The sequence below is a fragment of the Azovibrio restrictus DSM 23866 genome (assembly GCF_000429665.1).
Lineage (GTDB): Bacteria > Pseudomonadota > Gammaproteobacteria > Burkholderiales > Rhodocyclaceae > Azovibrio > Azovibrio restrictus.
Genome location: NZ_AUCH01000004.1, coordinates 210,349 through 235,440, shown reverse-complemented (window position 1 = coordinate 235,440; position 25,092 = coordinate 210,349). Strand labels below are relative to the sequence as shown.

At 63.2% G+C, this 25,092-nt stretch carries 29 protein-coding genes; 8 read left to right on the top strand and 21 right to left on the bottom strand.

The window, feature by feature from the left end:
• The first annotated feature begins 12 nt into the window (after positions 1 to 12).
• Entirely contained in the window at positions 13 to 1,677 is a 1,665-nt protein-coding gene (gene ettA, locus G474_RS0105945) for an energy-dependent translational throttle protein EttA (protein ID WP_026686171.1), read from the top strand.
• Positions 1,678 to 1,720: 43 nt separating this feature from the next.
• Here the strand turns inward: ettA and G474_RS0105940 are convergent, their stop codons facing one another.
• Entirely contained in the window at positions 1,721 to 2,131 is a 411-nt protein-coding gene (locus G474_RS0105940) for a winged helix-turn-helix transcriptional regulator (protein ID WP_026686170.1), read from the bottom strand.
• Between the two features lie 85 nt (positions 2,132 to 2,216).
• Here G474_RS0105940 and G474_RS0105935 point away from each other — a divergent pair, with 85 nt between their 5' ends.
• Complete coding sequence (locus G474_RS0105935) at positions 2,217 to 3,068, top strand: SDR family oxidoreductase (protein ID WP_026686169.1); 852 nt, start codon at positions 2,217 to 2,219, stop codon at positions 3,066 to 3,068.
• 3 nt (positions 3,069 to 3,071) lie between these two features.
• Here G474_RS0105935 and G474_RS19750 read toward each other — a convergent pair whose 3' ends face one another.
• From G474_RS19750 to G474_RS22635, 3 genes are all read right to left on the bottom strand, one after another.
• Positions 3,072 to 3,821, bottom strand: coding sequence for a penicillin-insensitive murein endopeptidase (locus G474_RS19750; protein WP_084513590.1), 750 nt, complete (start codon positions 3,819 to 3,821; stop codon positions 3,072 to 3,074).
• 34 nt (positions 3,822 to 3,855) lie between these two features.
• Positions 3,856 to 4,227 carry a lysozyme inhibitor LprI family protein gene (locus tag G474_RS23750; RefSeq protein ID WP_169729499.1) on the bottom strand — a complete coding sequence of 124 codons (372 nt, stop codon included), beginning with the start codon at positions 4,225 to 4,227 and terminating at the stop codon, positions 3,856 to 3,858.
• A gap of 203 nt (positions 4,228 to 4,430) precedes the next feature.
• Positions 4,431 to 4,712: a hypothetical protein gene (locus G474_RS22635; RefSeq protein ID WP_084513588.1), complete on the bottom strand. Its 282-nt coding sequence runs from the start codon at positions 4,710 to 4,712 to the stop codon at positions 4,431 to 4,433.
• Between the two features lie 229 nt (positions 4,713 to 4,941).
• Between G474_RS22635 and G474_RS0105915 the strand changes: the two genes are divergently transcribed.
• From G474_RS0105915 to G474_RS19745, 4 genes are all read left to right on the top strand, one after another.
• The gene (locus tag G474_RS0105915; RefSeq protein ID WP_026686167.1) at positions 4,942 to 5,286 is read left to right on the top strand and encodes a TfoX/Sxy family protein; all 345 of its coding nucleotides are present in this window, start codon (positions 4,942 to 4,944) and stop codon (positions 5,284 to 5,286) included.
• Positions 5,283 to 5,936 carry a DNA oxidative demethylase AlkB gene (gene alkB, locus G474_RS0105910; protein WP_026686166.1) on the top strand — a complete coding sequence of 218 codons (654 nt, stop codon included), beginning with the start codon at positions 5,283 to 5,285 and terminating at the stop codon, positions 5,934 to 5,936. Before G474_RS0105915 ends, alkB begins: the two co-directional genes overlap by 4 nt.
• Before the next feature lie 91 nt (positions 5,937 to 6,027).
• Positions 6,028 to 6,993, top strand: coding sequence for a glucokinase (glk, locus tag G474_RS0105905; protein ID WP_026686165.1), 966 nt, complete (start codon positions 6,028 to 6,030; stop codon positions 6,991 to 6,993).
• A complete protein-coding gene (locus tag G474_RS19745) occupies positions 6,990 to 8,708 on the top strand; it encodes an ABC transporter ATP-binding protein/permease (RefSeq protein WP_043463352.1) in 1,719 nt (572 codons plus the stop codon). The genes glk and G474_RS19745 overlap by 4 nt, the downstream gene beginning before the upstream one ends.
• A 15-nt stretch (positions 8,709 to 8,723) precedes the next feature.
• Here G474_RS19745 and G474_RS0105895 read toward each other — a convergent pair whose 3' ends face one another.
• Both G474_RS0105895 and G474_RS0105890 read right to left on the bottom strand, forming a co-directional pair.
• Positions 8,724 to 9,842, bottom strand: a complete 1,119-nt coding sequence (locus tag G474_RS0105895; protein ID WP_026686164.1) for a glycoside hydrolase family 5 protein — start codon at positions 9,840 to 9,842, stop codon at positions 8,724 to 8,726.
• A gap of 85 nt (positions 9,843 to 9,927) precedes the next feature.
• Positions 9,928 to 10,821: an alpha/beta hydrolase gene (locus tag G474_RS0105890; RefSeq protein ID WP_026686163.1), complete on the bottom strand. Its 894-nt coding sequence runs from the start codon at positions 10,819 to 10,821 to the stop codon at positions 9,928 to 9,930.
• A 123-nt stretch (positions 10,822 to 10,944) separates the two neighbouring features.
• Between G474_RS0105890 and G474_RS0105885 the strand changes: the two genes are divergently transcribed.
• Positions 10,945 to 11,208, top strand: coding sequence for an acyl carrier protein (locus tag G474_RS0105885; RefSeq protein ID WP_026686162.1), 264 nt, complete (start codon positions 10,945 to 10,947; stop codon positions 11,206 to 11,208).
• 7 nt (positions 11,209 to 11,215) lie between these two features.
• Positions 11,216 to 13,174: an asparagine synthase (glutamine-hydrolyzing) gene (gene asnB / locus G474_RS0105880; RefSeq protein WP_026686161.1), complete on the top strand. Its 1,959-nt coding sequence runs from the start codon at positions 11,216 to 11,218 to the stop codon at positions 13,172 to 13,174.
• Here asnB and G474_RS0105875 read toward each other — a convergent pair whose 3' ends face one another.
• The 15 genes from G474_RS0105875 to G474_RS0105825 form a co-directional block, all read right to left on the bottom strand.
• On the bottom strand, positions 13,175 to 13,927 hold the full coding sequence (locus tag G474_RS0105875; RefSeq protein ID WP_026686160.1) for an enoyl-CoA hydratase/isomerase: 753 nt from the start codon (positions 13,925 to 13,927) through the stop codon (positions 13,175 to 13,177).
• 155 nt (positions 13,928 to 14,082) lie between these two features.
• The gene (locus tag G474_RS22630; RefSeq protein ID WP_169729498.1) at positions 14,083 to 14,733 is read right to left on the bottom strand and encodes an SMI1/KNR4 family protein; all 651 of its coding nucleotides are present in this window, start codon (positions 14,731 to 14,733) and stop codon (positions 14,083 to 14,085) included.
• Between the two features lie 4 nt (positions 14,734 to 14,737).
• Positions 14,738 to 15,211, bottom strand: a complete 474-nt coding sequence (locus G474_RS21910) for a GFA family protein (RefSeq protein ID WP_051281946.1) — start codon at positions 15,209 to 15,211, stop codon at positions 14,738 to 14,740.
• Between the two features lie 20 nt (positions 15,212 to 15,231).
• The gene (locus G474_RS22625; protein WP_084513586.1) at positions 15,232 to 15,450 is read right to left on the bottom strand and encodes a DUF2199 domain-containing protein; all 219 of its coding nucleotides are present in this window, start codon (positions 15,448 to 15,450) and stop codon (positions 15,232 to 15,234) included.
• 624 nt (positions 15,451 to 16,074) lie between these two features.
• Positions 16,075 to 16,353 carry a hypothetical protein gene (locus G474_RS23235; RefSeq protein ID WP_156919172.1) on the bottom strand — a complete coding sequence of 93 codons (279 nt, stop codon included), beginning with the start codon at positions 16,351 to 16,353 and terminating at the stop codon, positions 16,075 to 16,077.
• 66 nt (positions 16,354 to 16,419) lie between these two features.
• On the bottom strand, positions 16,420 to 16,947 hold the full coding sequence (locus G474_RS23230) for a hypothetical protein (protein ID WP_156919171.1): 528 nt from the start codon (positions 16,945 to 16,947) through the stop codon (positions 16,420 to 16,422).
• 216 nt (positions 16,948 to 17,163) lie between these two features.
• A complete protein-coding gene (locus tag G474_RS21905) occupies positions 17,164 to 17,463 on the bottom strand; it encodes a DUF705 domain-containing protein (protein WP_051281944.1) in 300 nt (99 codons plus the stop codon).
• 80 nt (positions 17,464 to 17,543) lie between these two features.
• Positions 17,544 to 17,804, bottom strand: a complete 261-nt coding sequence (locus G474_RS23225; protein WP_156919170.1) for a hypothetical protein — start codon at positions 17,802 to 17,804, stop codon at positions 17,544 to 17,546.
• A gap of 672 nt (positions 17,805 to 18,476) precedes the next feature.
• A complete protein-coding gene (locus G474_RS24560) occupies positions 18,477 to 19,019 on the bottom strand; it encodes a DUF3916 domain-containing protein (protein ID WP_084513585.1) in 543 nt (180 codons plus the stop codon).
• Positions 19,020 to 19,108: 89 nt separating this feature from the next.
• Positions 19,109 to 19,900 (bottom strand): DUF5984 family protein, encoded by a 792-nt coding sequence (locus G474_RS23220; RefSeq protein WP_156919169.1) that lies wholly within the window; start codon positions 19,898 to 19,900, stop codon positions 19,109 to 19,111.
• A 350-nt stretch (positions 19,901 to 20,250) separates the two neighbouring features.
• The gene (locus G474_RS0105845; RefSeq protein ID WP_051281942.1) at positions 20,251 to 21,450 is read right to left on the bottom strand and encodes a beta-ketoacyl synthase N-terminal-like domain-containing protein; all 1,200 of its coding nucleotides are present in this window, start codon (positions 21,448 to 21,450) and stop codon (positions 20,251 to 20,253) included.
• On the bottom strand, positions 21,431 to 21,676 hold the full coding sequence (locus G474_RS0105840; protein WP_026686157.1) for an acyl carrier protein: 246 nt from the start codon (positions 21,674 to 21,676) through the stop codon (positions 21,431 to 21,433). The genes G474_RS0105845 and G474_RS0105840 overlap by 20 nt, the downstream gene beginning before the upstream one ends.
• Positions 21,677 to 21,704: 28 nt before the next feature.
• Positions 21,705 to 22,970, bottom strand: a complete 1,266-nt coding sequence (locus G474_RS0105835) for a hydroxymethylglutaryl-CoA synthase family protein (RefSeq protein WP_026686156.1) — start codon at positions 22,968 to 22,970, stop codon at positions 21,705 to 21,707.
• Positions 22,967 to 24,208 (bottom strand): cytochrome P450, encoded by a 1,242-nt coding sequence (locus G474_RS19740; protein ID WP_051281940.1) that lies wholly within the window; start codon positions 24,206 to 24,208, stop codon positions 22,967 to 22,969. The genes G474_RS0105835 and G474_RS19740 overlap by 4 nt, the downstream gene beginning before the upstream one ends.
• A gap of 12 nt (positions 24,209 to 24,220) precedes the next feature.
• Positions 24,221 to 25,027, bottom strand: coding sequence for an FkbM family methyltransferase (locus G474_RS0105825; RefSeq protein ID WP_026686155.1), 807 nt, complete (start codon positions 25,025 to 25,027; stop codon positions 24,221 to 24,223).
• Positions 25,028 to 25,092 lie beyond the last annotated feature (65 nt).

Genomic DNA, 25,092 nt, shown 5'->3' with positions numbered 1-25,092 from the left:
GAGAAAGCACCCATGGCCCAATACGTGATGTCCATGCTGCGCGTCAGCAAAATCGTCCCGCCCAAGCGGCAGATCATCAAGGATATTTCCCTCTCCTTCTTCCCCGGCGCCAAGATCGGCCTCCTGGGCCTGAACGGCGCGGGTAAATCCACCGTGCTGAAGATCATGGCCGGGGTGGAAAAGGAGTATGACGGGGAAGTCCAGTGGCAACCCAACATCTCCATCGGCTACCTGCCCCAGGAGCCCCAGCTGGACCCGGAAAAAACCGTCAAGGAAGAAGTGGAATCCGCCCTGGGTGAGGTCACCTCCGCCCAGGCCAAGCTGGAAGCGGTGTACGCCGCCTACGCCGAGCCCGATGCAGACTTCGACAAGCTGGCCGAAGAACAGGCCCGCCTGGAAGCCATCATCGCCACCTCCGGCAGCGATGTGGAACACCAGATGGAAATCGCCGCCGACGCCCTGCGCCTGCCCCCCTGGGAGGCCAAGATCGGCGTCCTCTCCGGCGGCGAAAAGCGGCGCGTCGCCCTGGCCAAGCTGCTGCTGGAAAAGCCCGACATGCTGCTCCTGGACGAACCCACCAACCACCTGGACGCGGAATCCGTGGAATGGCTGGAGCAATTCCTGGTGCGCTTCCCCGGCACCGTGGTGGCCGTCACCCACGACCGCTACTTCCTGGACAACGCCGCCGAGTGGATTCTCGAACTGGACCGGGGCGAAGGCATCCCCTGGAAGGGCAACTACTCCTCCTGGCTGGAACAGAAGGAAGCGCGCCTGGAGACCGAGAACAAGCAGATCGACGCCCACATGAAGGCCATGAAGCAGGAACTGGAGTGGGTGCGCTCCAACCCCAAGGCCCGCCAGGCCAAGTCCAAGGCCCGTCTGGCCCGCTTCGAGGAAATGTCCAGCCACGAATACCAGAAGCGCAACGAAACCCAGGAAATCTTCATCCCCGTGGGCGAGCGCCTGGGGGATCAGGTCATCGAATTCAATGGCGTCACCAAGTCCTTCGGCGACAAGCTGTTGATGGACAACGTCAGCTTCACCATTCCCCCCGGCGCCATCGTCGGCATCATCGGTCCCAACGGGGCGGGTAAATCCACCCTGTTCAAGATGATCACCGGCCAGCAGCAACCCGACTCCGGCGAGGTGAAGATCGGCCAGACCGTGAAGATGGCCTACGTGGACCAGTCCCGGGATTGCCTGGACGGCAGCAAGACCGTGTTCGACGAACTGGCCGAAGGCCGGGACATCCTGCAGATCGGCAAGTTCGAGATGCCCAGCCGGGCCTACATCGGCCGCTTCAACTTCAAGGGCGGCGACCAGGGCAAGCTGGTGGGCAACCTCTCCGGCGGCGAGCGGGGCCGGCTGCACCTGGCCAAGACCCTGATGGCCGGCGGCAACGTGCTGCTGCTGGACGAACCCTCCAACGACCTGGACGTGGAAACCCTGCGCGCCCTGGAAGACGCCCTGCTGGAGTTCCCCGGCTGCGCCCTGGTGATCTCCCACGACCGCTGGTTCCTGGACCGGATCTGTACCCACATCCTGGCCGCCGAGGGCGACTCCCAATGGACCTTCTTCACCGGCAACTTCCAGGAATACGAGGAAGACAAGAAGCGCCGCCTGGGCGAAGAAGGCGCCAAGCCCAAGCGCATCCGCTACAAACCCATCAGCCGCTGATCCGGCTCCCTCCCTCGCAACCCGCGCCCCGGCGCGGGTTTTTTCATTCTTCCGGCGTAGTACGGCCCGCCCGGGCCGCCAGGATGGCGGGCAGATTCACTTCTATCCAGTCCGCCAGGGCCTCCACCTTGCGCCCCACCTCCTCCCCCAGAGGCGTCAGCCGGTACTCCACCTTGGGCGGAATCACCGGATAGGCCTGCCGCTCCACGAAACCATCCGCCTCCAGCCACTGAAGGGTCTGGGCCAGCATCTTCTCGCTGATCCCATTCACCTTGCGGCGCAGGTCGCTGAAACGATGGGTGCCTCCCAGCAGGGCCACCAGAAGCAGCACGCCCCAGCGGCTGGTCACGTGGTTGAGGATTTCCCGGGACGGGCACTGCTCCGCAAACAGGTCGCCCCGGGCCATGGCTGCGGCCAGGATGCCGGATTCAGGGGGCTCTGCAACTTCATGCATTTCACACTTACCTTTCGGTGCGTACTTACTTTTGGTTAGCGACAACGCTATTCTGCCGCTTCCCCACAACAAAGGAAACCCGATCATGATCACCATCACCGGTGCCAATGGCCAGCTCGGCCGCCTGGTCATCCACAATCTGCTGCAACAGCTTCCCGCCCGGAACATCGTCGCCGCCGTGCGCCGCCCGGACCAGGCTCGGGACCTGGAAGCCCTGGGTGTGCAGCTGCGCCAGGCCGATTACGACCGGCCGGAAACCCTGGCCGCCGCCTTTGCGGGCACGGAAAAGCTGCTGCTCATCTCCAGCAGCGAGGTGGGACGCCGCCTGCCCCAGCACGAGGCCGTCATCGACGCCGCCCGCCAGGCCGGGGTGGCACTGCTGGCCTATACCAGCCTGCTGCATGCGGACAGCTCCCCCCTGCCCCTGGCCGCCGAGCACAAGGCCACCGAAGCCCGGCTCCAGGCTTCCGGCCTGCCCCACGTGATCCTGCGCAACGGCTGGTACACCGAGAACTACCTGGCCAGCCTGCCGGTGGCCCTGGAACACGGTGTGCTGCTGGGCTGCGCCGGCCAGGGACGGATCGCCTCGGCCGCCCGGGCCGACTACGCCGCCGCCGCAGCAGCCGTGCTCACCCGCCCCGACCAGGCCGGCCGCATTTACGAACTGGCGGGGGACAGCGCCTACACCCTGGCTGAACTGGCAGCAGAAATCAGCCGCCAGGCCGGCAAGCCGGTGCGCTACCAGGACCTGCCCGAGGCCGATTACCGGGCCGCCCTGCTCGGTGCCGGCCTGCCGGAAGGCCTGGCCGTCCTGCTCGCCGAGTCGGACAGCGGCGCTGCCCGGGGCGGGCTCTACGACGACAGCCGCCAGCTGAGCCAGCTGATCGGCCGCCCCAGCACTCCCCTGGCCGCCCAGGTGGCCCAGGCCCTGGCCTGAAAACTAGCCCCGCCCGGAGCCGCCGGCACCGGCGCTCCGGGGCATGGGCTTGCAGGGCACGGCAAAATCCACGTGGTAGTGCTCGTCGTGGCGGATCCAGGCCGGCTTCTTCATGAAGCGCAGCCGGGCGCGCAGGTAGGGCCCCCGGGGGGGGGACAGCAGGGCGGGCAGGTAGGCGGGCTCGAAGATCACCTGGGCAATGCCGACCCCCTGGGCCTGGGCGGCCCGGTGCAGCTGGTAGAGATGCTCGGCCAGGGCGGCGAAATCCAGCCGGTACTCTCCGTAACGGCCCTGCCCGTCGAACTCGATGCCGTAGCCGAACTGGTTCCCCACCCCGCCGGGCAGGGGCACGGAATGCCCCTTGCCATCCACCACCGGCACCATGAAATCCACCGACAGCCCGTTCTGATGGGTGCGATGGGGCTTGAAAGGTCCTCCCTCGGCCCAGCCGGTTTCCCCATACACGAATACCTTGCCCGGGCTGGCCTGCTCCAGGGCCCCGTAGGCGGCCAGCACCACCCGGGCCACGCGGGAATGGACGTAGGTCCGCCCGAGCACCGGGGCCAGGGCACTGTAGGCGCTGAAATTGGCGCCCGAGGCCGGCAGCCGCACTCCGTTTTCCAGCCGCCCCTGGGCCGTCCGGCCATAGCAGGTACTCTCCACCTCCGCCCGCAGGCTCCAGGGGAACAGCAGGGCCATGGCCAGGCACAGGGCCCGTCCGGCAACCCCGAGCTCCAGGCGAGGCCGGCCCATACCTGTCAGCATCGGCACACCGCCCTGGGCTGACTTACTTGTTGGTGAGGGGCGCAAGCTGCTGCAGGCACCGGTTCTGGTCCCAGACCCGCTGTTCCGGCGGCATGTTCGACACGCAGCGGAAGGCGGAACGCACCCGGCGCAGGCGCTGCTCCGTGTGATTGAGCTTGCACCGGAGCGCATAGGTGGAAGGCCAGCTACCACCGGCCCCCGTGAGGGCACCGATCAACTCGCATTCCTCGCCTCGATAGTTGAGCCACGCCGCCTGCTGGGCGCCGAGGGCGTTGAGCAGCCGGCTATCCCCATGGGCCGAAACCGTCACGAGTTTTAGCAGCGCATCATGTTGGCGTGCCAGGAGCGCTTCAGCCTGCTCCAGCTGCCTAGCCAGCAAAAGCCCGGTGTGCATGGCGCTCCCTTCCGGCCAGCACTCCGGTCTATCGGTGCACTCGACTTCTGCCTGGGCCACGAGGGGGATAGAAAGAACCAGGAAGACCGGGAGGATGAATTGGCGCATGAAAGAGCAAATCCAGTTATTAACCCCGGCCGTGCCCATTCGCATTGCCGGCTGGAATGGCCCAGGCAAGGGGAAGCGATGCATCAGCATGCAGCTCATCGACTGGAACCGGAGAAAAACTGCCAGGATGCGGCAAGAAGACTAGCGCCCCCCAGCACCAGATAAAGGATCAGGTCTCCCGAAGGACCGAACTGCTGCAAGAAAAGGTTGTGCAGCCAAGCCCAGCGGCCGGTTGCCGGTTCAGACGGCAGCGAGAGGTACGAAGCGACGGCCAGAGAAAAAAACACACCGGAAAGACCCGACCACATTCTCCCCTTTTCCCTGGGGGTCATTTCGAAAACTGATGTGGCGGCATTCCGGTAGTTCGTCAATTTCATGAGCAGAGATTCTTGATGACCAGGAGAACAGCATTCATCCGCCCATGGATACGAGTTCGAAGAAGGCAGGATGTCCTGTCCGCATGCGAGGGGACACGGGATTGTAGGTCGGGCCGGACCGAAGTCAATCGAACGGCATGAAACGAAGCGGCGGCCAGTTCCCCGACCCGGACAGGGAAAGCCGGAGCCGGCTATCATCCGTCTTTTGCTACGGCTACCGCCCTCCCCCATGGCCAGCGACGAATTCACCCTTTACCTCTGCGACCGGCTGCGGCCCCTGGGCCCCCTGCAGGTGCGGCGCATGTTCAGCGGCCATGGCCTGTTCCAGGAGGGTGCCATGTTCGGCCTGGTGCTCGACGAAGTCCTCTACCTGAAGGCCGATGCCGGCAACCTGCCCCTGTTCCAGGCCCGGGGCATGGAGCCCTTCGTCTACCAGCGCCAGGGCCGCCCGGTGCGGCTCAGTTTTCTTGCCCCGGATGCGGAGGCCATGGAAGACGACCAGACCCTGCTTGCCCTGGCCCGCCTAGCCCTGGCGGCTGCCCATCGGGCCCGGGCCGGGAGCCGGACCCCATGACCCCGGACCTGTTCGCCGGACTGCCCGTCACCCCGGAACGCCTGGACCCGGCCCCCGGGGTGGTGCTGTTCAAGGCCCGGCTCACCGCCCCGGCGGCTGCGCTCCTGGCCCAGGTGGACGAGGTGCTGGCCCAGGCGCCCCCGCGTCACATGCGCACGCCGGGAGGCCAGAGCATGTCCGTGGCCATGACCAACTGCGGCCCCCTGGGCTGGGTCACCGACCGGCAGGGCTACCGCTACGCGGCCCGGGACCCGGAACGGGAGCAGCCCTGGCCGCCCATGCCTGAGGCCCTGCGCCAGGCGGCAGTGAGCGCCGCGGCTGCAGCCGGCTTTCCCTGTTTCGCGCCGGACGCCTGCCTGATCAACCGCTACGCTCCAGGCGCCCGCATGGGCCTGCACCAGGACCGGGATGAGGCCGATTTCAGCCAGCCCATCGTCTCCTTCTCCTTCGGCCTGCCGGCCCTGTTCCTCCTGGGAGGGCTGGCGCGCAACGAGCGGACCCAAAAGCTGCTGCTGGAACATGGAGATGTGCTGGTCTGGGGCGGCCCGGCCCGGCTCCGCTTCCATGGGGTGCAAGCCATCCAGCCCGGCTGCCATGACCTGGTGGGCGAATGCCGCTTCAACCTGACCTTCCGCCGGGCCGCCCCGTAAACCGCCACCACCGAACCCAACCCTTCATGCCCGACCACACCGCCCCCATGCCCTACCCCAGCGCCCTGCACCCGCCCCACGGAGAGCCGCGATGATCTTTCTGGCCGCCGACATCGGCGGTTCCCGGGCTCGCCTGCTGCTGGGAGAAACCCGCCCCGGGGGCTGGCGCGAGCTGCGCCGGGTGGTCTGGAACAGCCCGGACTTCCCCGACCTGGAAAGCCTGCTGGCCGCGTTTCTGGCCCCCGGGGAACAGCCCACCGCCGCCTGCCTCGCTCTGGCCGGCCCGGTGCAGGGGCGGCAGGTGCCCATGACCAACCTGCCCTGGGTGCTGGATGCCGACGCCCTGGAAGCCCGCTTCCAGATCCAGGAACTGTGCTGCATCAATGATTTCGAGGCCCAAGCCCATGGGCTGCCGCTGTTGGCTGAAACCGACCTGCGCACCTTGCAGCCGGGCCAGCCCGATCCCCACGGCCCGCGCCTGCTGATCGGTGCCGGCACGGGGCTGGGCATGGCGCTCCTGGCCGGCCCGGAGCACGCCCCCCTGATCCTCCCCAGCGAGGCCGGGCACATGGACTTCGCCCCCCGGGATGAGCAGCAGCTGGCCCTGCTGCGCCACCTGCAGCCCCGGCACGCCCGGGTCAGCCTGGAACTGCTGCTCTCCGGACACGGGCTGGAACGGCTCTACGGATTCCTGGCCGGGCTGCCCGCCGGCACCCTGCCGGCTCCCCGGGCGGCCCCTTCCATCAGCGCTGCCGCCCTGGCCGGCGAACCCCAGGCCGCCGCGGCCGTGGACCTGTTCGCCCGGCTGCTGGCCGCAGCCGCCGGCAACCTGGCCCTGGCCAGCCTGCCCCGGGGCGGGGTGTACCTGAGCGGCGGCATCGCCCCGCGCATCCTGCCCTTCCTGCTCCAGCCCGCCGTGCGGGCCGCCTTCACCGACAAGCCGCCGATGCGCACCCTGCTGGAACAGCTGCCCCTGCAGGTGGTGCTGAACGAATACCTGGGCCTGCTGGGCGCCGCCAGCGTCGCCGCCCGTCTGACCGGGGAGGCGCGCCCATGAGCCCCACCTTCACCCCGGGAGCCGGCCGGCAGTTCGCCGCCATGGCCCGGACCTACTGGAACGACGGCAACAAGTGGAGCGTGCGCGGCGCCGTGCTGCTGCTGATCCTGCTCACCCTGGCCCAGGTGGCCCTGGCCATCTGGATCAGCTACTGGCACCGGGACCTGTTCGACGCCCTGGAAGCGCGGGTGTTCGCCGAGCTGCCCTACCTGACCCTGGTGTTCGCCCTGATCTTCCTCCTGACCATGGGGGTCACCGCCCTGCACCTGCACGTCAAACGCTGGCTGCAGCTGGACTGGCGGCGCTGGATGACCGAGCTGCTGCTGGAGCACTGGATGGCCCAGTCGCACCACTACAAGCTGCAACTCCTGGGCGGCGAGCACGACAACCCGGACGGCCGCATTGCCGAGGACATCCGCATCGCCACCGAGGTGGCCGTGGCCCTGGCCCATACCCTGCTCTACGCCCTGCTGATCCTGGGCAGCTTCGTGGAGATCCTGCTGGCCGTCTCCGGCAGCGCCCCCCTGCCCGGCACCGGGGTGCAGATTCCCGGCTACCTGGTCCTGGCTGCCTTCCTTTACGCCGGCCTGGGCGCCGCCCTGGGACTGCTCCTGGGCCGCTCCCTGATCCGCACCACCAACCATCTGCAGGCGGTGGAAGCCAGCCTGCGCTTCGGCCTGGCCCGGGCCCGGGAACACTCGGAGGCCATCGCCCTGATGCACGGGGAAGGCCACGAACGGCGCAGCGCCCGGCGCCTGTTCGCTGACGTGAGCCGGGGCTGGAACCGGCAGACCCTGGCCTACCTGGGCATCGTTTCCTTCTCCACCGGCTACGGCACCCTGCTGCCGGTCTTTCCCATCCTCATCGCCGCGCCCCAGTACATGGCCGGCGCCATGTCCCTGGGCATCCTGATGCAGGCCGCCCAGGCTTTCCAGCGCCTCACCTCGGCTCTCTCCTGGCCGGTGGACAACCTGGGAGAGCTGGCCCGCTGCCGGGCCTCGGTGGACCGCATCGTCGCCCTGTACCGGGACATGCAGACCCTGGAACGGGAGGAACAGGCCAGCGCCCCGAACGAAACCCGGGTGCACCTGCAGCCCTCTCGCCAGACCAGCCTGGAGTTCCGCCAGCTGGCCCTGGACACACCCGCCGGCCAGCCCCTGCTGGGACCCCTGGACCTGCACGTGCACCACGGGGAGCGGCTGCTGATCACCGGAGACCCGGCCCTGACCATTGCCCTGTTCAAGGCGGTGGCCGGCCTGTGGCCCTGGGGCCGGGGCGAAATCCGACTGCCCGAGGGCAGCGAGATGATGTTCCTGCCCCAGCATCCCTTCCTGCCCCAGGGCAGCCTGCGGGCCGTGCTCAGCTATCCCCACGAGGAGCGCCGCTACAGCGAGGCCAGCCTGCACCGGGCCCTGGAATGCGCCGGCATCGCCTGGCTGGCGCCACGTCTGGATGAAAGCGAGGACTGGAGCCGTGCCGTGCCCCTGCGCACCCAGCAGCGCCTGGGGCTGGCGCGGCTGTTCCTGCAGCGCCCGGCCTGGGTGTTCATCGAAGAGGCCACCGACGCCTTCGACCTGAAGGACGAGGCCAGCACCCTGGAGCTGCTACACCACGAGCTGCCCGACACCACGCTGCTCCACATCAGCCAGCACGACGGCCTGTCGCGCTGCTACCACCGCCGGCTGGAGCTGCGGCGCCCCGTCCCAGCGGCCTGAGACCGGGGGGCCGGATCAGTCGAAGCGGGAGGGCAACCAGCCCCGCTCGACACAATCCCGGAAGCACCAGGCCGGGGTGGTTTCCGTCTTGTAGCTCCAGAAGAACCAGCCCAGGTACTTTTCGAAGCTGAGCAGCTGGGCGGCGGCGTAAGCCCGGTAGGCCAGATCCTGCTGGAAGCCGTCCATGTGCTCCAGGGCGTGGTTGTAGGGTCCCTCGGCCCACAGGGAGACCACTTTCAGGTCCAGCCCCAGGCTCCACTCGCCGCAGATGGCCGGCAGGCCCAGGGCGGCGTTGATGGAATCCGCCTCGTCCCGCCATTCCCCTGCCGCCTTGTGCAGGTGGCCGTAGATGTCGCTGTCGATGTCGCGCCGGTCGAAACACTGGTAGCGGTGCAGGTCGAAGATCACGTTCTGCCACTGGGGCGGTTGCATGAAACCGAGGAATTCCCGGTAGGAACGGAATCCGTCGTGGAACACCACCGCCACCTGTTCCGCCGGGCAGTGGCGGCGGATGCGCTCGTAGGCGGCCAGGTAAAAGGCTTTCAGGTAGTCGGTGGGCACATCCCAGCGGGGCTCGTTGAGCACCTCGATGGCAGCCAGGGCCCGATGCCCCCGGTAACGCCCGGCCAGGCGCTCCAGCACAGAGAGAGTGTGCTCCAGGTACTCCACCTTGGTGTGCCATTCGCACACGTCCTTGATGCCGCCGTTATCAAAGCCGTTCTGGCAGCCCGGGGCCCCGTGCAGGTCCAGCACCACCCCCAGGCCGAACTCCCCGGCCCAGTCCATGGCCCGGTCCAGCACCTGGATGCCGCCGGTCACGAAGGGATGGGGATTGGCCCCGTACTTGGGGTGGTAGGGATAGTCGGGCCCGAAGATCCAGTGGCCCACGGGGATGCGCACCGCGTTCAGGCCCCGGGCGGCGATCCAGGCGAAATCCTCCCGGGTAATGAAGCTGTCCCAGTGCCGCCGCAGGCGCTCCGGGGCGGCCTCGCCCAGTTCGGCGCACCAGGTGGTCTCGTCGGTGGCTTCCAGGCCCTCGAACAGGCTGGGCACCATCCATTTTTCCAGCAGCAGCCAGCTGCCCAGATTGACCCCGCGCAGCTTGCGCCGGCTGTTTGACTGTTCCGTGCCCATGGCGGGCCTCCTTGTCGAAAAGGGTTTGATGGCGACAGCTTACCGCCCCCCCGGGGCAGACTCCAGCCCTGGGACTGGCCGGGTCTCAGGCCCGGGGCGGCCCCAGATGCTGGGCCAGGAACGCCAGCAGGCGGGGCAGATGGGCTTCCAGGGCGGCGAACTCGTCATGCCCCCCGGGCAGCTCCAGCAGCTCCACCCGCCCTTCCCGGCCGGCCGCGAGGATGGCCCGGGCATCGGCCAGGGGCACCGTGTCGTCCGCATCCCCATGCACGAGCAGCACTGGGCAGGCCACCCGGGCCACGGTGTGCACCGGGGCAATGGCATCGAAGCGGTGGCCGATGGCGTGCTCCACGTAGCGGAGCATGTACCAGCCCAGCGGCAGATAGGGAATGCCCATGCCGGCCAGCCAGCGGCGCATCATGCTGCGCGGATGGGCGAAGGCCGACAGGCTGACCACGGCGCCCACGCCCGCTTCCCGGGAGGCCGCCAGGAGCACCGCCGCGCCCCCCACCGAATGCCCCACCAGGCCGATCCGGGACGCATCCACCCCGGGCTGCTGCCGCAGCCAGGCCAGGGCCTGGGCCAGGTCCTCGGCAAAGCGGGGCATGGAGCTGAAATTGTCCGCCTCGCTCATGCCGTGGTTGCGGGCATCGACACACAACAGGGTGTAGCCGGCCAGGTGCAGGGGCGCCGCCAGGGGCAGCATCATGGCGCTGTTGCCGCCCCAGCCGTGCAGCAGGATCAGGGCCGGAGCCCCGGGGTCGGCCGGCAGCAGCCAGGCCCCCAGCTTGCGCCCCCGGCAGGTGGGAATGCTGACCTGCCGGTAGGCCAGCCCCAGGTCGGCGGGCGTGGCGTCCGGTTCCACCCGGGGCGCCCGCAGCCCCCGGCGAATCAGGACGTTGAGCCCGAGCAGCAGCAGGCCGCTGGCGGCGAGGGCCAGCCCGACCCCCAGAAACCCGTCGGCAAACCAGTGATCCATGCAATCCTTTCCTGTCCGGGCCGGCACTCACAGCCCGGCGCGGCCGCAGCATAGCACCGCGCATTGCCGGCGGCATGAAGAGGAAGGTATATTGCCTCACCCCCTGACACCTGCCGAGGTCCCATGAGCGACAAAATCCGTGACTACATCGAGCAGCAGTTCCTGATCCAGTTCGACGAAGATTTCCCCGAAAACACCGACCTGTTCAAGGAAGGGGTGATGGATTCCTTCGGGTACGTGCAGCTGTGCCGCTTCCTGGAAAAGGAATTCGGCTTCCGCTTCACCGAGCAGGAGATGACCGGCAACATCCTCACCAGCCTGAGCCGCATCCGCGCCTACGTGCAGCAGAAAACCGCCCAGGGGGCCGGCGGCCCCGGCGCCATCTGAACCGCCCATGTGCGGCATCGCCGGTTTTCATCACGCCGCCCTGCCTGGAGAGGATTACCCGGCCCTGATCCAGGGCATGCTGGGGGCCATCGCCCACCGGGGCCCCGACGCCACCGGCCATGTGCTCACGCCCGGCAGCGCCCTGGGCTCCACCCGGCTGGCCATCATCGACATCGAGGCAGGCGTCCAGCCCCTCTCCGACCCCAGCGGCCGCTACTGGCTGTGCTACAACGGCGAGATCTACAACTACCTGGAACTGCGGGCCGAGCTGGAAGCCGCCGGATGCAGTTTCCAGACCCATTCCGACACCGAGGTCCTGCTCCAGGCCTGGCTGCACTGGGGCCCCGACTGCCTGCCCAGGCTGAACGGCGGCTTTGCCTTCGCCCTCCTGGACCGGGAAAGTGACGAACTGATCCTGGCCCGGGACCCCTGGGGCAAGCGCCCCCTGTTCTACGCCCCCCACGGCCAGGGTCTGGTGTTTGCCTCGGAGATGAAGGCCTTCCTGGCCCTGCCCGGTTTCAGCTTCGAGCATGACCCGGAGCAGCTCGCCTCCATCGTCGCCGTCTGGACTCCGCTTCCGGAACAGACCGGGTTCCGCCACATCCACAACCTGCCCGTGGGCAGCTGGATGCGGGTCCGGGGCCAGGAGCGCCGGATCACCCCCTACACCCAGCTGGATTTCCAGGCCCGCACCCGGGTGGACAGCGAGGCCGAGGCCCTGGACCTGATCCGCGAGCGGCTGCGCCAGAGCGTCGCCCTGCGCCTGCGCAGCGACGTGGAAGTGGGGGTATACCTGAGCGGCGGCGTGGATTCTGCCGTGGTGGCCCTGCTGGCCCGGGAACTGAGTGCCCATCCCCTATCCACCTTCTCGGTGGAGTTCGCCGATCCCCAGTACGACGAATCGGCCCAGCAGCGGGAGATGGCCGCCTTGCTGGGCAGCCGCCACCATCCCCTGAGCATCCGCCACGCGGACATCGTCGAACACTTTCCTGCCGCCGCTTGGCACGCGGAGATACCCGCCTTCCGCAGCGCCTTCGTGCCCATGTACCTGCTCTCCCGCCAGACCCGGGCCGCCGGCATCAAGGTGGTGCTCTCAGGCGAAGGGGCGGACGAAGCCTTCCTCGGCTACGACCTGTTCAAGGAAACCCTGCTGCGCCGGGAATGGGCCGCCATGGACGAGCAGCGGCGCCAGGCCTGCCTGGCCCGCCTCTATCCGCACCTGGGCCACTACGGCTCCCAGGACCTGGCCGCCCTCACCGGCCTTTACCAGCAGTTCGCCGAAGAACGGCTGCCGGGCCTGTTCTCCCACGAACTGCGCTTCCAGAACGGCCGCTTTTCGGCCCGCCTGATCAAGGGGGGCGGCGATCCCTTCCAGGCCGTTTCCGCCCTGGTGGCGGCGGCTCCCGGCTACGACGCCATGAGCCCGGTACAACGGGCCCAATGGCTGGAATTCCGCACCCTGCTGGCGGGCTACCTGCTTTCCACCCAGGGCGAGCGCATGAGTCTCGCCCACGGGGTGGAAAACCGCTGCCCCTTCCTGGACCCCGCCGTGGTGGAACTAGCCGCCGCCGTGAACCTGCGCTTCGACGACGGCATGGAAGAAAAACGCCTGCTACGCCAGGCCTTCCGGGAACAGCTGCCGGACAGCATCCTGCACAAGCGCAAATTCCCCTACCGGGCCCCCGACAGCGCCGCCTTCGCCGACTGCCGGCCCGACTACCTGGACGCCCTGCTCTCCGCCGACGAACTGGCCAAGATCCCTTTCCTGGACGGCAAGTTCGTGGCCGCCCTGAGCCGCAAGATCATGAACACCCCGGCCCCGGAGATCAGCACCAAGGAAAATCAGGCCTTCATCTTCCTGCTCAGCATCGCCCTGCAGCACCGCTACTTCGTGCAGCGGGCCGCCCCACCGGTGGCCCCCACCGTCTCGCCCCTGGGCCGGGCCGTGGACCTGCGCCCCCGCTGATCAGGCTTCCCAGGGAAACTTGCCCTCGGCCACGTAACGGCGGATATGCCCCTGCACCACCGGGTCCCCGAACAGGGCCCGGTTGGCCTCCAGGGCCGCCGGCTTCAGCGCCTCCAGTTGCCCCGCCACGCCCGCCAGATAAGTTTTGTAGCGGGCCACCGCTGCCGGCGAAAGCCGCTGCAGGCGCAGCAGATGGCGCCGCCACAGGGCCTCCAGGTCATCATCGAGGGCATCCACCAGCCCCATCTCCAGGGCCTCCCCGGCCAGGAAGGGGCGGGTCGAGAGAGTCAGGTAATGGGCCTTCTGCAGGCCGATGCGGCGCACCAGGAAAGGCAGCACACAGGCGGGAAAGATGCCGAACAGCAGCTCCGAAAGGCTGAAGGCCGCCGACCGGTCCGCCAGCACCATGTCGCAGGCGGCCACGAACCCCACTCCGCCCGCATTGACCCGCCCCCGCACCAGGGCGACACTGACCCAGGGCCCGGTCGCCAGACGCTGCCAGAGTTCATAAAGCGGCGCCGGATCAGGCACGGCGCTGGACGCCGCCAGGGCCTCGAAATCCCCGCCGCTGCAGAACACCTCAGGCGCACCCTCCAGCACCAGCACCCCGCAACCCGCCCCGGCGCACCGGTCCAGCACCTGCGCCAGCTCCAGGATCATCCGCCCGTCAATGCTGTTACCCGCCTCCGGCCGATGCAGCGCGATGCGGCAGACGCGCGTGTCGAAACTCACCTTAAGGGTCTGGTAATCCATGTCATCCCGCCCGGTCCGGGCATCCTCGTCATTCAGTCAGAAGCCATTGTGCCCCAAGGCAGCACCTTCGATGCCGCGCCCCTACAGGCGACGAGCTTCCAGATGCGCCGCCCTTCCTCGTGCAGCATTCATGTCATTGCAAAAAAATAACTCTGTCAAATCAATCCCCTACACCTAAACAGCCTAAGCAACTCTCTACCTTTTTCAGACAACTCAAGCTTTCTAAGCTGAATAGAAATTGCATCCGGACTTTGCTTAAAAAACAAAGCCGGGCAATTAAAATCATCCTCTATATCCTCATCATCAAATGGCAAAGACGGATTTTCATAATCATCAAACGCACAAAAATCGTCAGAATCATTATTTTCAGAAATAGATTCAAAAAATTCAGAAAAACTGTTAGAAACCTTCAGCAAATCTGTATTCTGAGGTTTATAAGAATTGGGGCAACCGGGGTCGAAATACAAGTCATTAACATCTCTCCTCCAGACATAAACCCCACCATCTTTTCCAAGGCAGACATAATCACCGTCATTGACATGGCAAATAGGAATATAGCCATCAGGAATTCTATTTTTATAAGCACGAAAAACCTTCACTAAATCTTCACTTGGATCATTCGACCTCCCCCAAAAAAAATCAACATCAAACTGTTCGCCACCAACAAAAAAGCAAGCCGGAACAATGGGAGCTGCAACATTTTTATCATTTAGAAAAATCAAGTAAGCCGAATCAAAACAAAACCCATCAAAAAGATTCGCATAACCAGAATCCATACAAGGAGAGTTTTTAGAATAAAATTTCATCGCATCATCCATGTATTAAAACAGAAGCACTTCCTCTATGAGGAAACGCATCGTGGACCGATCGCAACAGGGTGAGCAGCTCTGAAAAATCAGGCAGTGCGCCATAGCACTTTCCTTGAAGAGGCAAGATATTCCAGGAGGCTTTTGAATCCACGCACAAATGAGCCACGATCTCCAGGCCATCACCGCCTTCGAGCAAACCGGCAGGGACCCATAAATACGGATAATTCCTGAGTGGATTTGGCACAGGCGAACCACAGACCGAGCAAAAATCAGTGCGGAACCCTGACTCCTTTTTCCAGGATGAAATCAGTTCACGACCGCCAAGCCAGCGAAAACTTTCTTCCGGCACGATGGTGGCAGCGTTGGACAATGAGCCACTCCGCCTTCTGCAAAGCGAGCAATGGCATTGATATAGCTTGAAACGGTCACCCTCAATTTCAAACCGCACTTTTCCGCAAAGACAACATCCGCGCATTTAATATTCGGCCCTGAAATTCACACAAATGGACCAGGCCCATCGATAACCGGAAGAATAATGCGGCCAAGGACAAAAAAATACTGGTCATCCAGTACACACTGATCGGATGTAAGCTCACCACGAGCATTGCGCTCGGCCTCGGGCAGCGAAAGCCAGAGCTCAGGCGCGCTGGCACCAAAGCACAAAGGCAGTTCATCGTGATACTGCCCGCAAGTGGAACAAACAAAGCCGCTCATCGAGACCTCCGCAAAAAAGCAAGCGAACCATTACCTATCCAGGACCCACTAATCAATTGACCCAGACATCAGCACAGGCTTTCAGGGCTTCAATGTCTGCGGACACGATAATATTCTGGTGTTTTGTAATTTCCTCAAGGGCCAGAATGCTTTCCTGCGTGAAACACTCCTTGATCACCTTGACCGGATTACCATTCACTGCTCAGATGAATAGATGAATAGAAAGTAGGCAACGCTTGCAGGTTTATAATCAATGATATGCAAATTCCAATATCCTGAGTGCTTCCCTGGCAAAGCAGGCCTTCGAGATGTTATCTAGAAAAGTCATACCCAATTATTTCCCCTGAATTTTTGTCGACTTTTAATACAGGCTGAGGAAATCCAGTTCTTGAGCCCCGAAACCCTTCTGGTTTTCCCATGTCAACAAACGAAATGGTATAACTTAATTCGGTTTCGCTAATACATAGCTCATATTTTCTAATGTCTATACCAAAAAATTTCGCCACGCCGCATGCAGAAGCTATCGCCATGGCCTCCTTTCCCATTAATTGCATTTTATTAAAACCTCTCCTTGCCACGAACCAGCAGACCCCTTGGAATAGCCACTGAGCCAATTTAAAAAAATCAATACTTTTTTAAAATCCGCAGGCTTCTAAAAGTCCCGCAATCCACAATTTCAATTACATCAGGTTTTGCCCCACCGAGGACTGCTACTGACTGACAATCGGCGTTTTCACTGGAAAAATATTCACCAGCGGTTCTATACATGCTCACATTGGCCGCCAGATAACCTTCTGCGCGCCCCTGGGCATACCAATTACTTTTCACGCGTGGGCATAAAACCAGCATGAATACAAGGGAGGCCAGAACAAAACCACCCAGCATCGAAGCAAAGTATCTCATGAAACCTTTCCCCAAAACCGAGTTCATAAAACCCGCAAGCCCAAGCCATCGATCCTCCGAAAAGACTCAAGAACAAATCGACCCAAATCTGAATATCGGCGAATAAAGAGCACCAATCACCAAAAGCAGAGCCACAAACTCAAGCCCGGATACCAGCAAAAAATTCATGGCTAGACAAGAACCGTTTCTGGAAAACACTCTTATAAAGGCAACAATAAGCACAGGCAGCCACAACACATTTCTAGTCGCAAAAACAAATTTTGTTTGGGAAGGCAATTCAAATCCAAACGGCAAAAAAAATTTTTCAAACTCAGGAACCACAAAAGCCCCTATTCCCGCCAGTGCCAAAGCCAACAGCAGCGCCATCACAAAAGCCGCCGGATACAAGTCAACATCCGGGAAATTACGTCTTTTTATCCATCCCCCTAGCCACCCCAGAGAGGCAGCCAACAAAACCACAAGCACCGAGAAAACAACAAAAAAATTAATACTCCATTCGCCCTCTTGCTGAACACAGGCACGAGCACCCTGTACCAGGAAAAACAAGCCTGCCGCCAGGAGAATTTTCGACATGGATGGAAGAAAGTAGCTCATGGAAAATTTCTCAGCCCTCACAGCCAACCTTGAAATTTCAAGAAAAATCCGGCCCGACAAAACGGAACTCCAGGCATTAGATTCCCCAACATGATTAATTCCATGGGGCAATTTCATAAAACTGCTCTAAAGACTTAAACAAACTGGCGAACAATTATTGACAGCGGCCACCAAGCGGAAGCAGAAAAAAACGACTCAAGGACAGCTGACCGCAGGTCAAATATTTTGAGCATTATTTGGGAGAACATGTTTACAGTAGCGCCACTCGTGCACTGCCTGGTCATCAAGATAGACATCTGGCTTCGGCAGAAAGCCCATGAAGCAGTTTTCAATGCCTAACTCAACTACGGAACTGCGCGCATATTCAGCACCACCAGAACTCCAGAGATACATTTCGACTTCTGTCCTGCTTAACTCACGAATTCGAGAAATTACGCTGGGCATGGGAATACGCTTGTGCCCAACTGTACGAACCAAAGTGTCGTCAACATCAACAAAAACAATACGTTTCACCATGAAATTTAACCCGGGTCAATTAAGCGCTCAGCAAACAACTTGTTCACACTTATTACTATTGATATCTCGAGGCTAACCGCTCAAATATACAAAACAAATACGAAAAACACCAGAATTGCAAAAACAACAAAAAACAATTTCGCTGCACCAGCAACGGAAATATCAGCGACCTTGCTCTGAGGTCTACAAGACACGCATATCGGTTCAGATGCCGAAGGGGAGAAATGATCGAGACAGAGAAGGCGGCCACACTGGCGACACTTCCCGCCTTCAGCAGGATGGAAATCACGGCCGCAAGCTTCGCACTTGAAAGGCACGATGACATCAGCTTGAGGCCCCATCTTCTTGCTCCTAGTTACGCTAAAAAATCGGCTTTTGCCGATTAATGGTTAATTTTCTCCATTGTGGTCTGTCTACAGCATCCACATTTGACGTGAGGAGGAACCACCGCTTGCGGCCATCCATTTCGGTTAATGTTTAAGTTGCACTGTTGGGAGGAAGCATGGGTTCCATAACGCTGGCTCCGCAATTGATGCAAGTATCGCTATACGTGCGGCCGCACTCTTCCCCGAAGAAGGGCATGCCACACACGATGCAAGGATGCTCGTTGGAGTGCGGCTCACCCGTTTGAGGAAGATATCGCACAGAGTTTGGATCAAAACGAGTAACCCACTCGCCCAAGGTACCCGCCGGGTTGGTTCTCGACCTGTCAAAATGGATCGTTGCCTCACACTCGATGTCATTCGGCTCGAACAAGACAACTGCCATGCCCTCGAGCAGTCGCAGGCGTTGCCTTGCGAGGCTCGATAACGTGCCAAACCCCGTGAGAGGCATCTCCGCGAACGAAGCACCGGGAGGGTACTCAATTGCATTGAAGTCAGCGTAGACGCGAGGTAACGGCATTTCTGCAACCTACCGAATGGTGAAGCTCATGTAATTTCAGGAACGAGGCGCTTGCGTGGTGCTTTATCACGCAGCGCCCAGCGATCAGAAGGAGCTGCCTTGAGGGGTTGTTAGTCATCGATTTCACCGTACAACCATCGCTCTCCTTGGAAAGCATCTGAGCCGTCATCGTAACCAGAAAATGTAATTTGAGTCCCAATTTCAGAAATTCCGCTCGGAAGCAATAAGCCCCATTCCTTCGCCAAGCTTCGACCTGTAATTCGCTCTGAATGCACTCCTTGCGAACTGACACCGCAGTCAGTATGACTCCTGAAATAATCCTCATCAAGGTATATACAGATTTCACTGGTAAACATATCTGGAACGCAAATTACGCAGGTAACTCGATAGCTATTTGCAGCATTTGGTTTTGCTTTAACTAGGCGATGACAGGCGTCTATGAGGCATTGAGCACACTTGACCTTAATTTCCTGTGAAGTGTGCCGACCTTCAATCAGATTTCGCAGAACTGGAATTTTCCAGTTGCAATATCGGTTTGTGGTTTGCAAACCTTCTGGGAACCATCCTTGAAATTGAGTTGCCCATTTTTCAAGCGATCGTATTTGTCGCGAAACTCCACGAGGCTTCTTATTGGATAGCGATAATCGACGCATAAAGTGGATAGCGTTTAGCCTGAAGGGCGGGCAAAACCCGAAAGTCAGAGGGCTGCCAGCACAGCTTGCAAGCCATCCCCTCGTGATGTTTATACATCGAAGGTATTTCTTTCAATTTCATGGATAGCCTCGGTAACAGACTGCCAATTGGTGGGGACAACAAGTTCTTTCAAAGCGGTCTCGATCGAACGAAATCGTTCGCTTTGCTCTCTCTGAAGACCAGAAAAATCGACTTGTACTTCAGGCGGCAATGCCCCAGCGAGGACTTTCTCAACTCGCTCACTCATCTTTTTCATAAGCCGAGTGTGAAAAGAGAGCACCTCCGCCAAAAATTTTGCGCGGCTAAGACAGAAGATGCCACGGCTAGCAGACCAAGCTGGAGAGCCTTGAATCAGTTTTTCTGTGTTATCCCACTCAACATGCACGAGCGACTGATCTGACCACATGCGTATCTTGGTAGAAGGAGAAAGATAGCCGGTGTCCAGAGTTCGACTGCCAATCCATGCTGAAGCATCGTCAGCAATCGCCCAAAACCGGTCACGTTCGCAGCCTTCGGAATACCACGATGAAGCCTTTTCATCCCATGCGCGCCCCATGTCTCCGGACAAGTATTTAACGAGCGATGAAGGAACTGGCTCTAGGACATGAGGCACCATCTCAAGGACATCTTCGTAGAGCCGAACCACATGGTAGTCACAATATCTTGATATGCCGAGTAGGCCACGGGCATTTTCGCTGTACTCAAACAGCTTATTGGCGCCAACTTCCATCCAGTATTGCCCATCGGTCAGTCCAAACCAGTGCAAGCAATACTCGCCAGGTTCTCCCCATGGCTGGATGAGCTCAAGTGGAGTTAGGGTGAACTGGAACAGCGCCGGCATGAGAGGCCTATTGTGTCTTTGGAAAGTAGTAGGAGTGGTGCTTGAAGCCGGCCATGGCAGCAACCTATCGCGATGCAAAACATATAAAAATGGATACCACCCGGCTTGAGCACAAAGCTAGACATAGCCGTCATGCTAACTCCCACGGGCGATCACGACGGCCGCCACACAACCTCGCCCCTCTCCCCCCCCAGACAAAACATCCCCCTGCAAACCAGAACAATCCTGGCGTTCAGCAGGTGCTTCAAAACATCTCTGGAAATAGGTGGCGGTCTGGGTGGCGCTGGATTAATAAAGTGGAGATTGTGCCAGCCGCATTCCCTTTTGTCATAGCGACAAGCCCCCTCCCCTCACCGTCCCAGCACTAGCGCGCCTTCCATGCCGCCGAAGCCGAAGGAGAGTTTCAGGGCGTGGGTCGGTTGGTGGTTCAGGGGGGCGCCCCGGACCCAGTGCAGGTCGGGCTGCACCGGGTTTTCCAGGTGCTGGCAGGGGTGCAGCCGGCCGGCCTGCATCTGCAGCAGGGTCATGGCGGTTTCCACGGTGCCGGCAGCGCTCAGGCCGTGGCCGATCAGGGACTTGCCGGCGTTGATGGGGGCCTGGCCGAGGCCGGCCTGGGCCAGGGCGGCGGCTTCGGTGTCGTCTCCCTTGGGGGTGCCGGTGCCGTGGGTGTTCACGTAGTCGATCTGGGCCGGGTCCAGGCCGGCGGAGGCCAGGGCGCTGCGGATCAGCCGCAGTTCGCCTTCAGGGGAGGGGTCGGGGCCCCGCTGGCCGTTGCTGTGCCAGGCGCTGCCGAGGATGTGGCCGTAGTGTTTGAGGCCCAGGTCGGCGCGGCAGATCACCAGGGCGGCGCAGGCTTCGGCGAACAGGAAGCCGTCGTGGGCCTGATCGAAGGGACGGCAGCGGCTGGAGGGGCTCAAGGCGCCCAGGTTGGCCAGGGCCTGGAGTTCGAAGCTGGAGAGGTCCTGCAGGGCGCCCAGGGCGATGCAGGCATCCACCCGGCCGCTGCGCACGGCGTCGGCGGCCTGGAGCACGGCCAGCAGGCCGCTGGCGGAGGCGCCGCCCAGAGTGCAGCTCATGCCCCGGATGGGGAAGGTGGAGGTGCACAGGCCGCACAGGTCGGTGTCGAAGGCCGTGTAGCCGTGGCTGGGCAGCAGGTAGGCCATGCGCCCGGCGTAGGCCTCCCGGGCCAGCCCTTGCTCGCGGGGGTTGAGGTTGCTGCCGCCCACCACGAGGCCGATCCGTTCCGGGGCCAGGGCGTCCAGGCCCGCGTCGCGCCAGGCTTCGTCCAGCACGGCCACGGCCACCCGGCCGCCCAGGCTGGTGATGCGGGCCACCCGGGGCGGCAGCAGGGCCGGAGGTTCGGCCAGTTCCACCCCCAGGAAGGGCGTGGCCCGGCCTTCGAGCTGGCGGCCCGGGCGTTGCAGCACGCCGCCCAGGGGCCGGGGGTTCCACATGCCGTCGAGCAGGGCTGCCTGGCCGTAACCCAAGCCGGTGGCTACGCCTATGCCCGCCACCCGGGGCGGGGCGGGATCAGGCCGGGAGCTTGCCATGCAGCAGCTCGGCCAGTTCGCCGATGTTGCGGGGGCCGAAGAGCTGCACCATGGGCAGGTCCAGGTTCAGGGCTTCCATGGACAGGATCAGCACCTCCTGGCGGGAGACGGAATCCACCCCCAGGTCGGCCATGGAGTCGCCGGGGCCCATGGGCTGGTTTTCCAGCTCGGGCACCACGGTGCGGATTTGTTGCAGGATGATGGCCAGTACGGCGTCGCGTTCCAAATCGTTCTCCTCGTCAAAATTTGCGGGTTCAGCCCGGCTCTCCGGCCCAGCGGTATTCCCGGTGGTAGGCTTCGACCCGGTCCAGGACCAGGTGGCGGCCGGCTTCAAAGGCGGGCCAGACACTGGGGATCAGTTGATGGTTGAGGCGGGCGTCCCGGGTGCCGAAGCGGATCACCTCGCCGCCCTTGAGCAGGGTCTCATATTCTTCCATGCTCAGGCGCTGGCGCCGGTCCAGGGCGGCGGGAATGCCCTGGCGGCGCAGCAGCTGCTGTCCCCCCGCGTCGGCCACGCCGCTGAAGAATTCCGAACAGCAGCCGGAGCCGTAGGAAAACAGGCCCAGGCGCCGGGGGGCGCTGAAGTCCCCGGCCTCCAGGGTGCCGGCCAGGGCCAGCAACACCGAAGCCCCGGCAGTGTTGCCCAGGCGCTGGCCGAACAGCAGGCTGGGCACCAGGCGGCGCTCGAAATCCGCGTCGATCTCCTGGGAGCTGGCCTTGCACACCTTGCGCAACAACTGGCGGTGGGCCCCCTTGACCATGCCGCCGAAGGGGGTGTGGAAGCACAGGTAGTCGAAGCTGTGGCGCAGGTCCGCCCCTTCCACCCGCCGGGCGTAGTCCCGGTAGGCCTGCTCGCAGCAGTCCAGGTAGGCCATCAGGGACAGGTCGGCGTCGCCGGCCTCGTTGTCCGGCCCGGGGCGGCAGGTGTCCATCACCTCGAAGGCGTGGTTGCCGTAGGCCCCCGGGTCCACCCGCCACAGGCGCGGCCGGTCGCTCACCAGGACGGCCACGGCCCCGGCGCCGGAACTGGGTTCCGAGTAGGCCCACTCCCGCACTGCCTCGGCATCGGCCAGGGCGAACCGGGAGATGTCGGTGGCGATCACCAGGGCCTTGGCCCCCGGGGAGGTGCCGGAGAGGATGAAGTTGATGGCCATCTGCAGGCCGGCGCTGCCCGAGTAGCAGGCCTGCTTGATCTCGAACAGGCGGCAGTTGGGCTTCAGGCCCAGGAGCTTGTGCACATAGGTGCTCAGGGACTTGCCGAAATCTATGCCCGACTCGGTGCAGGTGATGACCATCTCGATCCGCTCCCGCTCCGCCTCCTCCAGGGCCTGTACCAGGGGCCGGGCCGCATTGACGGCGAAGCTGACCGGGTCCTCGTAAGGCAGGGCCACGGTCTTCTCGCGCATCAGCAGCTTTTCGAAGCGGGGCATGTCCAGGCCCCGGTAGGTGCACAGCTCGCGCACATCCACGTAGGCGCAGCCGCCATAGACGTTGAGGGCTTCGATGCCGGCAGCGATCACGCCGACCTCCCCAGGCGCACGGGCAGGCACTGGAGGCTGCGGGCATTGACCCGGTCCAGGCGCCACAAGGCCTCGCCGGCCAGTTCGATATGGTCAAAGCGGTCCAGCAGGGCGTTGAAGGCGATCTTGCCCTCCAGACGGGCCAGGGCCGCTCCCAGGCAGGTATAGGCGCCGGCGCCGAAGGTGAAATGGGGGTTGCTGCTGCGCCCCACGTCAAAGCGGTCCGGGTCCTCGAACACCGCCGGGTCCCGGTTCACCGCGCCGATCAGGCCCAGCACCAGGGCGCCGGCGGGAATCACCGTGTCCGCCACCGGGAAGTCCTCGATGGCCACCCGCAGGATCATGTTGCCCCCGGGCTCGAAGCGCATGCTTTCCTCCACGGCCCCGGGCACCAGCTCCCGGTTGGCGCGCAGCCGCTGCAGCTGCTCCGGGTAACGGAGCAGGGACAACAGGCCGTTGCCGATCAGGCTCACCGTGGTCTCGTGGCCGGCAATCAACATGGACACCAGATTCATCACCGCCTCGTCGTCGCTCAGGGTGCCCTGGTCGTTGGCGGCCACCAGGATGTCGAGCATGGTGTTGCCCGGCCGGGCCCGGCGTTCGGCGATCAGGCTGCGCACGTAGGCCTTGAATTCCTGCAGGGCGGCCATGGCTTCCAGGCGCTGCTCCTGGGTGGTGATCACGTCCAGCACCCGGATCATGGCGGCGCTCCAGCGGCGGATGGGCTCATCCATGTCGCTGGGGATGTCGAACAGCTTGCACACCACCCGCAGAGGCAGGGGCGCCGCATATTCCCGGATGAAGTCCAGCTCGCCCCCCTCGCCCATGGCGTCCAGGAGCTGGCTGGCCTCGGCTTCTATCATGGGCGCCATGGCCGCGATGGCAGCGGGCCGGAAAGCCTCCTCGAACACTCCCCGCATGCGCTGGTGGTCGGCCCCGTTCACGTTGATCATCTGGGGCTGGATCTCGGAAAACAGCTGGTAGGCCAGGGGATTCTGCTCCCGGGCCTCGGGGGAAGCCCAGCCGTTGCGCCACAGCCGGGTATCCCGGCCCATCTTGGGGGAGCGGGCCAGCTTGGCGAACTCCCTGTTGCCCAGCACGAAATACATGTCCGAAGGGGCGTCGTAATGGACCGGCCCCTGGTCCAGCCAGGCCCGCAGCTGCCCATAAGGCTCCCGGATGAAAGCCTCGTCCTTGATCGTGCTCCACCAGCTTTCCTGCCCAATGTCTGTGCTCATGAGTCTCTCCCTTCAGATGGCGCGTCGCGCATAAATGTGAAAAACCGCTGCCCCGCCGTTGGCCAGGGGGTGCCGGCCCCGGGAAGTGCGGTAGCCCCGGGCCTGGAGCTGCTGCTCCATGATGTCGGTCTCCGCCTCGCCCAGGTGCACCTCCACCACCAGCTGCCGGATCAGGGGCCAGTCTTCTTCCGCCAGACCCGCCAGCACCTCCTTCTCCGCCCCTTCGGTATCGATCTTGAGCAGGTCGATGCGGCTCAGGCCCAGGGTCCGGATCTGGTTCGACAGGGTGTCTATGGGGGCCTCCACCTGGCGGCTGGTGAACAGCTGTTCGATGAATTCCGACTCCCCCGCCCGGGCGCTGGCCCCGGTGCGGTCCAGGATATCGGCCACCTCCTGGTCCGCCGGAGCAGCGGCCAGCAGGCGGCGCAGGCCCCGGGCCATCTCCTCGCTCACCGCCCCGTGGCAGGAAGAAAGGGCTGTGATCCCGGGAAAGTAGGAAAAGCTGGCCGTCCCCGGCGCCGCCCCCAGGCCCAGGGCCAGGGCCACGGCCCGCCCTTCCAGGTTGCGCGCCAGGGCCCCGTGAGCCTCGGGCATGGGCTCGTAGGCAAACACCCGGGCGGCGGGGCAGAGGTCCAGGAGATGCAGGGAAAACAGGCCGATGTTGGCCCCCACGTCCAGGAACACCCCGTCGGCGGGCAGCTCGATGCCGTGGGCCCCCAGGTCGTCGTTGAAGATTTCATGGACCGAGAAATCCACCTCGTAGGGATTGACGCAGTGGATTTCGCGGCCGTCGGGGAGGCGGGTCAGTTGCAGGTTCATGGGAAAAGATCCGGATGGGCGATGAGGAAAATACCGGCCGGGCGCGGCGCCCGGCAGACGTGGTT

What these genes read in the sequence shown, in the direction of transcription:
- ettA (WP_026686171.1), top strand. Translation starts at nt 13, where the DNA reads ATGGCCCAATACGTGATGTCCATGCTGCGCGTCAGCAAAATCGTCCCG.
- G474_RS0105940 (WP_026686170.1), bottom strand. Translation starts at nt 2,131, where the DNA reads ATGCATGAAGTTGCAGAGCCCCCTGAATCCGGCATCCTGGCCGCAGCC.
- G474_RS0105935 (WP_026686169.1), top strand. Translation starts at nt 2,217, where the DNA reads ATGATCACCATCACCGGTGCCAATGGCCAGCTCGGCCGCCTGGTCATC.
- G474_RS19750 (WP_084513590.1), bottom strand. Translation starts at nt 3,821, where the DNA reads ATGGGCCGGCCTCGCCTGGAGCTCGGGGTTGCCGGACGGGCCCTGTGC.
- G474_RS23750 (WP_169729499.1), bottom strand. Translation starts at nt 4,227, where the DNA reads ATGCACACCGGGCTTTTGCTGGCTAGGCAGCTGGAGCAGGCTGAAGCG.
- G474_RS22635 (WP_084513588.1), bottom strand. Translation starts at nt 4,712, where the DNA reads ATGAAATTGACGAACTACCGGAATGCCGCCACATCAGTTTTCGAAATG.
- G474_RS0105915 (WP_026686167.1), top strand. Translation starts at nt 4,942, where the DNA reads ATGGCCAGCGACGAATTCACCCTTTACCTCTGCGACCGGCTGCGGCCC.
- alkB (WP_026686166.1), top strand. Translation starts at nt 5,283, where the DNA reads ATGACCCCGGACCTGTTCGCCGGACTGCCCGTCACCCCGGAACGCCTG.
- glk (WP_026686165.1), top strand. Translation starts at nt 6,028, where the DNA reads ATGATCTTTCTGGCCGCCGACATCGGCGGTTCCCGGGCTCGCCTGCTG.
- G474_RS19745 (WP_043463352.1), top strand. Translation starts at nt 6,990, where the DNA reads ATGAGCCCCACCTTCACCCCGGGAGCCGGCCGGCAGTTCGCCGCCATG.
- G474_RS0105895 (WP_026686164.1), bottom strand. Translation starts at nt 9,842, where the DNA reads ATGGGCACGGAACAGTCAAACAGCCGGCGCAAGCTGCGCGGGGTCAAT.
- G474_RS0105890 (WP_026686163.1), bottom strand. Translation starts at nt 10,821, where the DNA reads ATGGATCACTGGTTTGCCGACGGGTTTCTGGGGGTCGGGCTGGCCCTC.
- G474_RS0105885 (WP_026686162.1), top strand. Translation starts at nt 10,945, where the DNA reads ATGAGCGACAAAATCCGTGACTACATCGAGCAGCAGTTCCTGATCCAG.
- asnB (WP_026686161.1), top strand. Translation starts at nt 11,216, where the DNA reads ATGTGCGGCATCGCCGGTTTTCATCACGCCGCCCTGCCTGGAGAGGAT.
- G474_RS0105875 (WP_026686160.1), bottom strand. Translation starts at nt 13,927, where the DNA reads ATGGATTACCAGACCCTTAAGGTGAGTTTCGACACGCGCGTCTGCCGC.
- G474_RS22630 (WP_169729498.1), bottom strand. Translation starts at nt 14,733, where the DNA reads ATGAAATTTTATTCTAAAAACTCTCCTTGTATGGATTCTGGTTATGCG.
- G474_RS21910 (WP_051281946.1), bottom strand. Translation starts at nt 15,211, where the DNA reads ATGCGCGGATGTTGTCTTTGCGGAAAAGTGCGGTTTGAAATTGAGGGT.
- G474_RS22625 (WP_084513586.1), bottom strand. Translation starts at nt 15,450, where the DNA reads ATGAGCGGCTTTGTTTGTTCCACTTGCGGGCAGTATCACGATGAACTG.
- G474_RS23235 (WP_156919172.1), bottom strand. Translation starts at nt 16,353, where the DNA reads ATGAGATACTTTGCTTCGATGCTGGGTGGTTTTGTTCTGGCCTCCCTT.
- G474_RS23230 (WP_156919171.1), bottom strand. Translation starts at nt 16,947, where the DNA reads ATGAGCTACTTTCTTCCATCCATGTCGAAAATTCTCCTGGCGGCAGGC.
- G474_RS21905 (WP_051281944.1), bottom strand. Translation starts at nt 17,463, where the DNA reads ATGGTGAAACGTATTGTTTTTGTTGATGTTGACGACACTTTGGTTCGT.
- G474_RS23225 (WP_156919170.1), bottom strand. Translation starts at nt 17,804, where the DNA reads ATGGGGCCTCAAGCTGATGTCATCGTGCCTTTCAAGTGCGAAGCTTGC.
- G474_RS24560 (WP_084513585.1), bottom strand. Translation starts at nt 19,019, where the DNA reads ATGCGTCGATTATCGCTATCCAATAAGAAGCCTCGTGGAGTTTCGCGA.
- G474_RS23220 (WP_156919169.1), bottom strand. Translation starts at nt 19,900, where the DNA reads ATGCCGGCGCTGTTCCAGTTCACCCTAACTCCACTTGAGCTCATCCAG.
- G474_RS0105845 (WP_051281942.1), bottom strand. Translation starts at nt 21,450, where the DNA reads ATGGCAAGCTCCCGGCCTGATCCCGCCCCGCCCCGGGTGGCGGGCATA.
- G474_RS19740 (WP_051281940.1), bottom strand. Translation starts at nt 24,208, where the DNA reads ATGAGCACAGACATTGGGCAGGAAAGCTGGTGGAGCACGATCAAGGAC.
- G474_RS0105825 (WP_026686155.1), bottom strand. Translation starts at nt 25,027, where the DNA reads ATGAACCTGCAACTGACCCGCCTCCCCGACGGCCGCGAAATCCACTGC.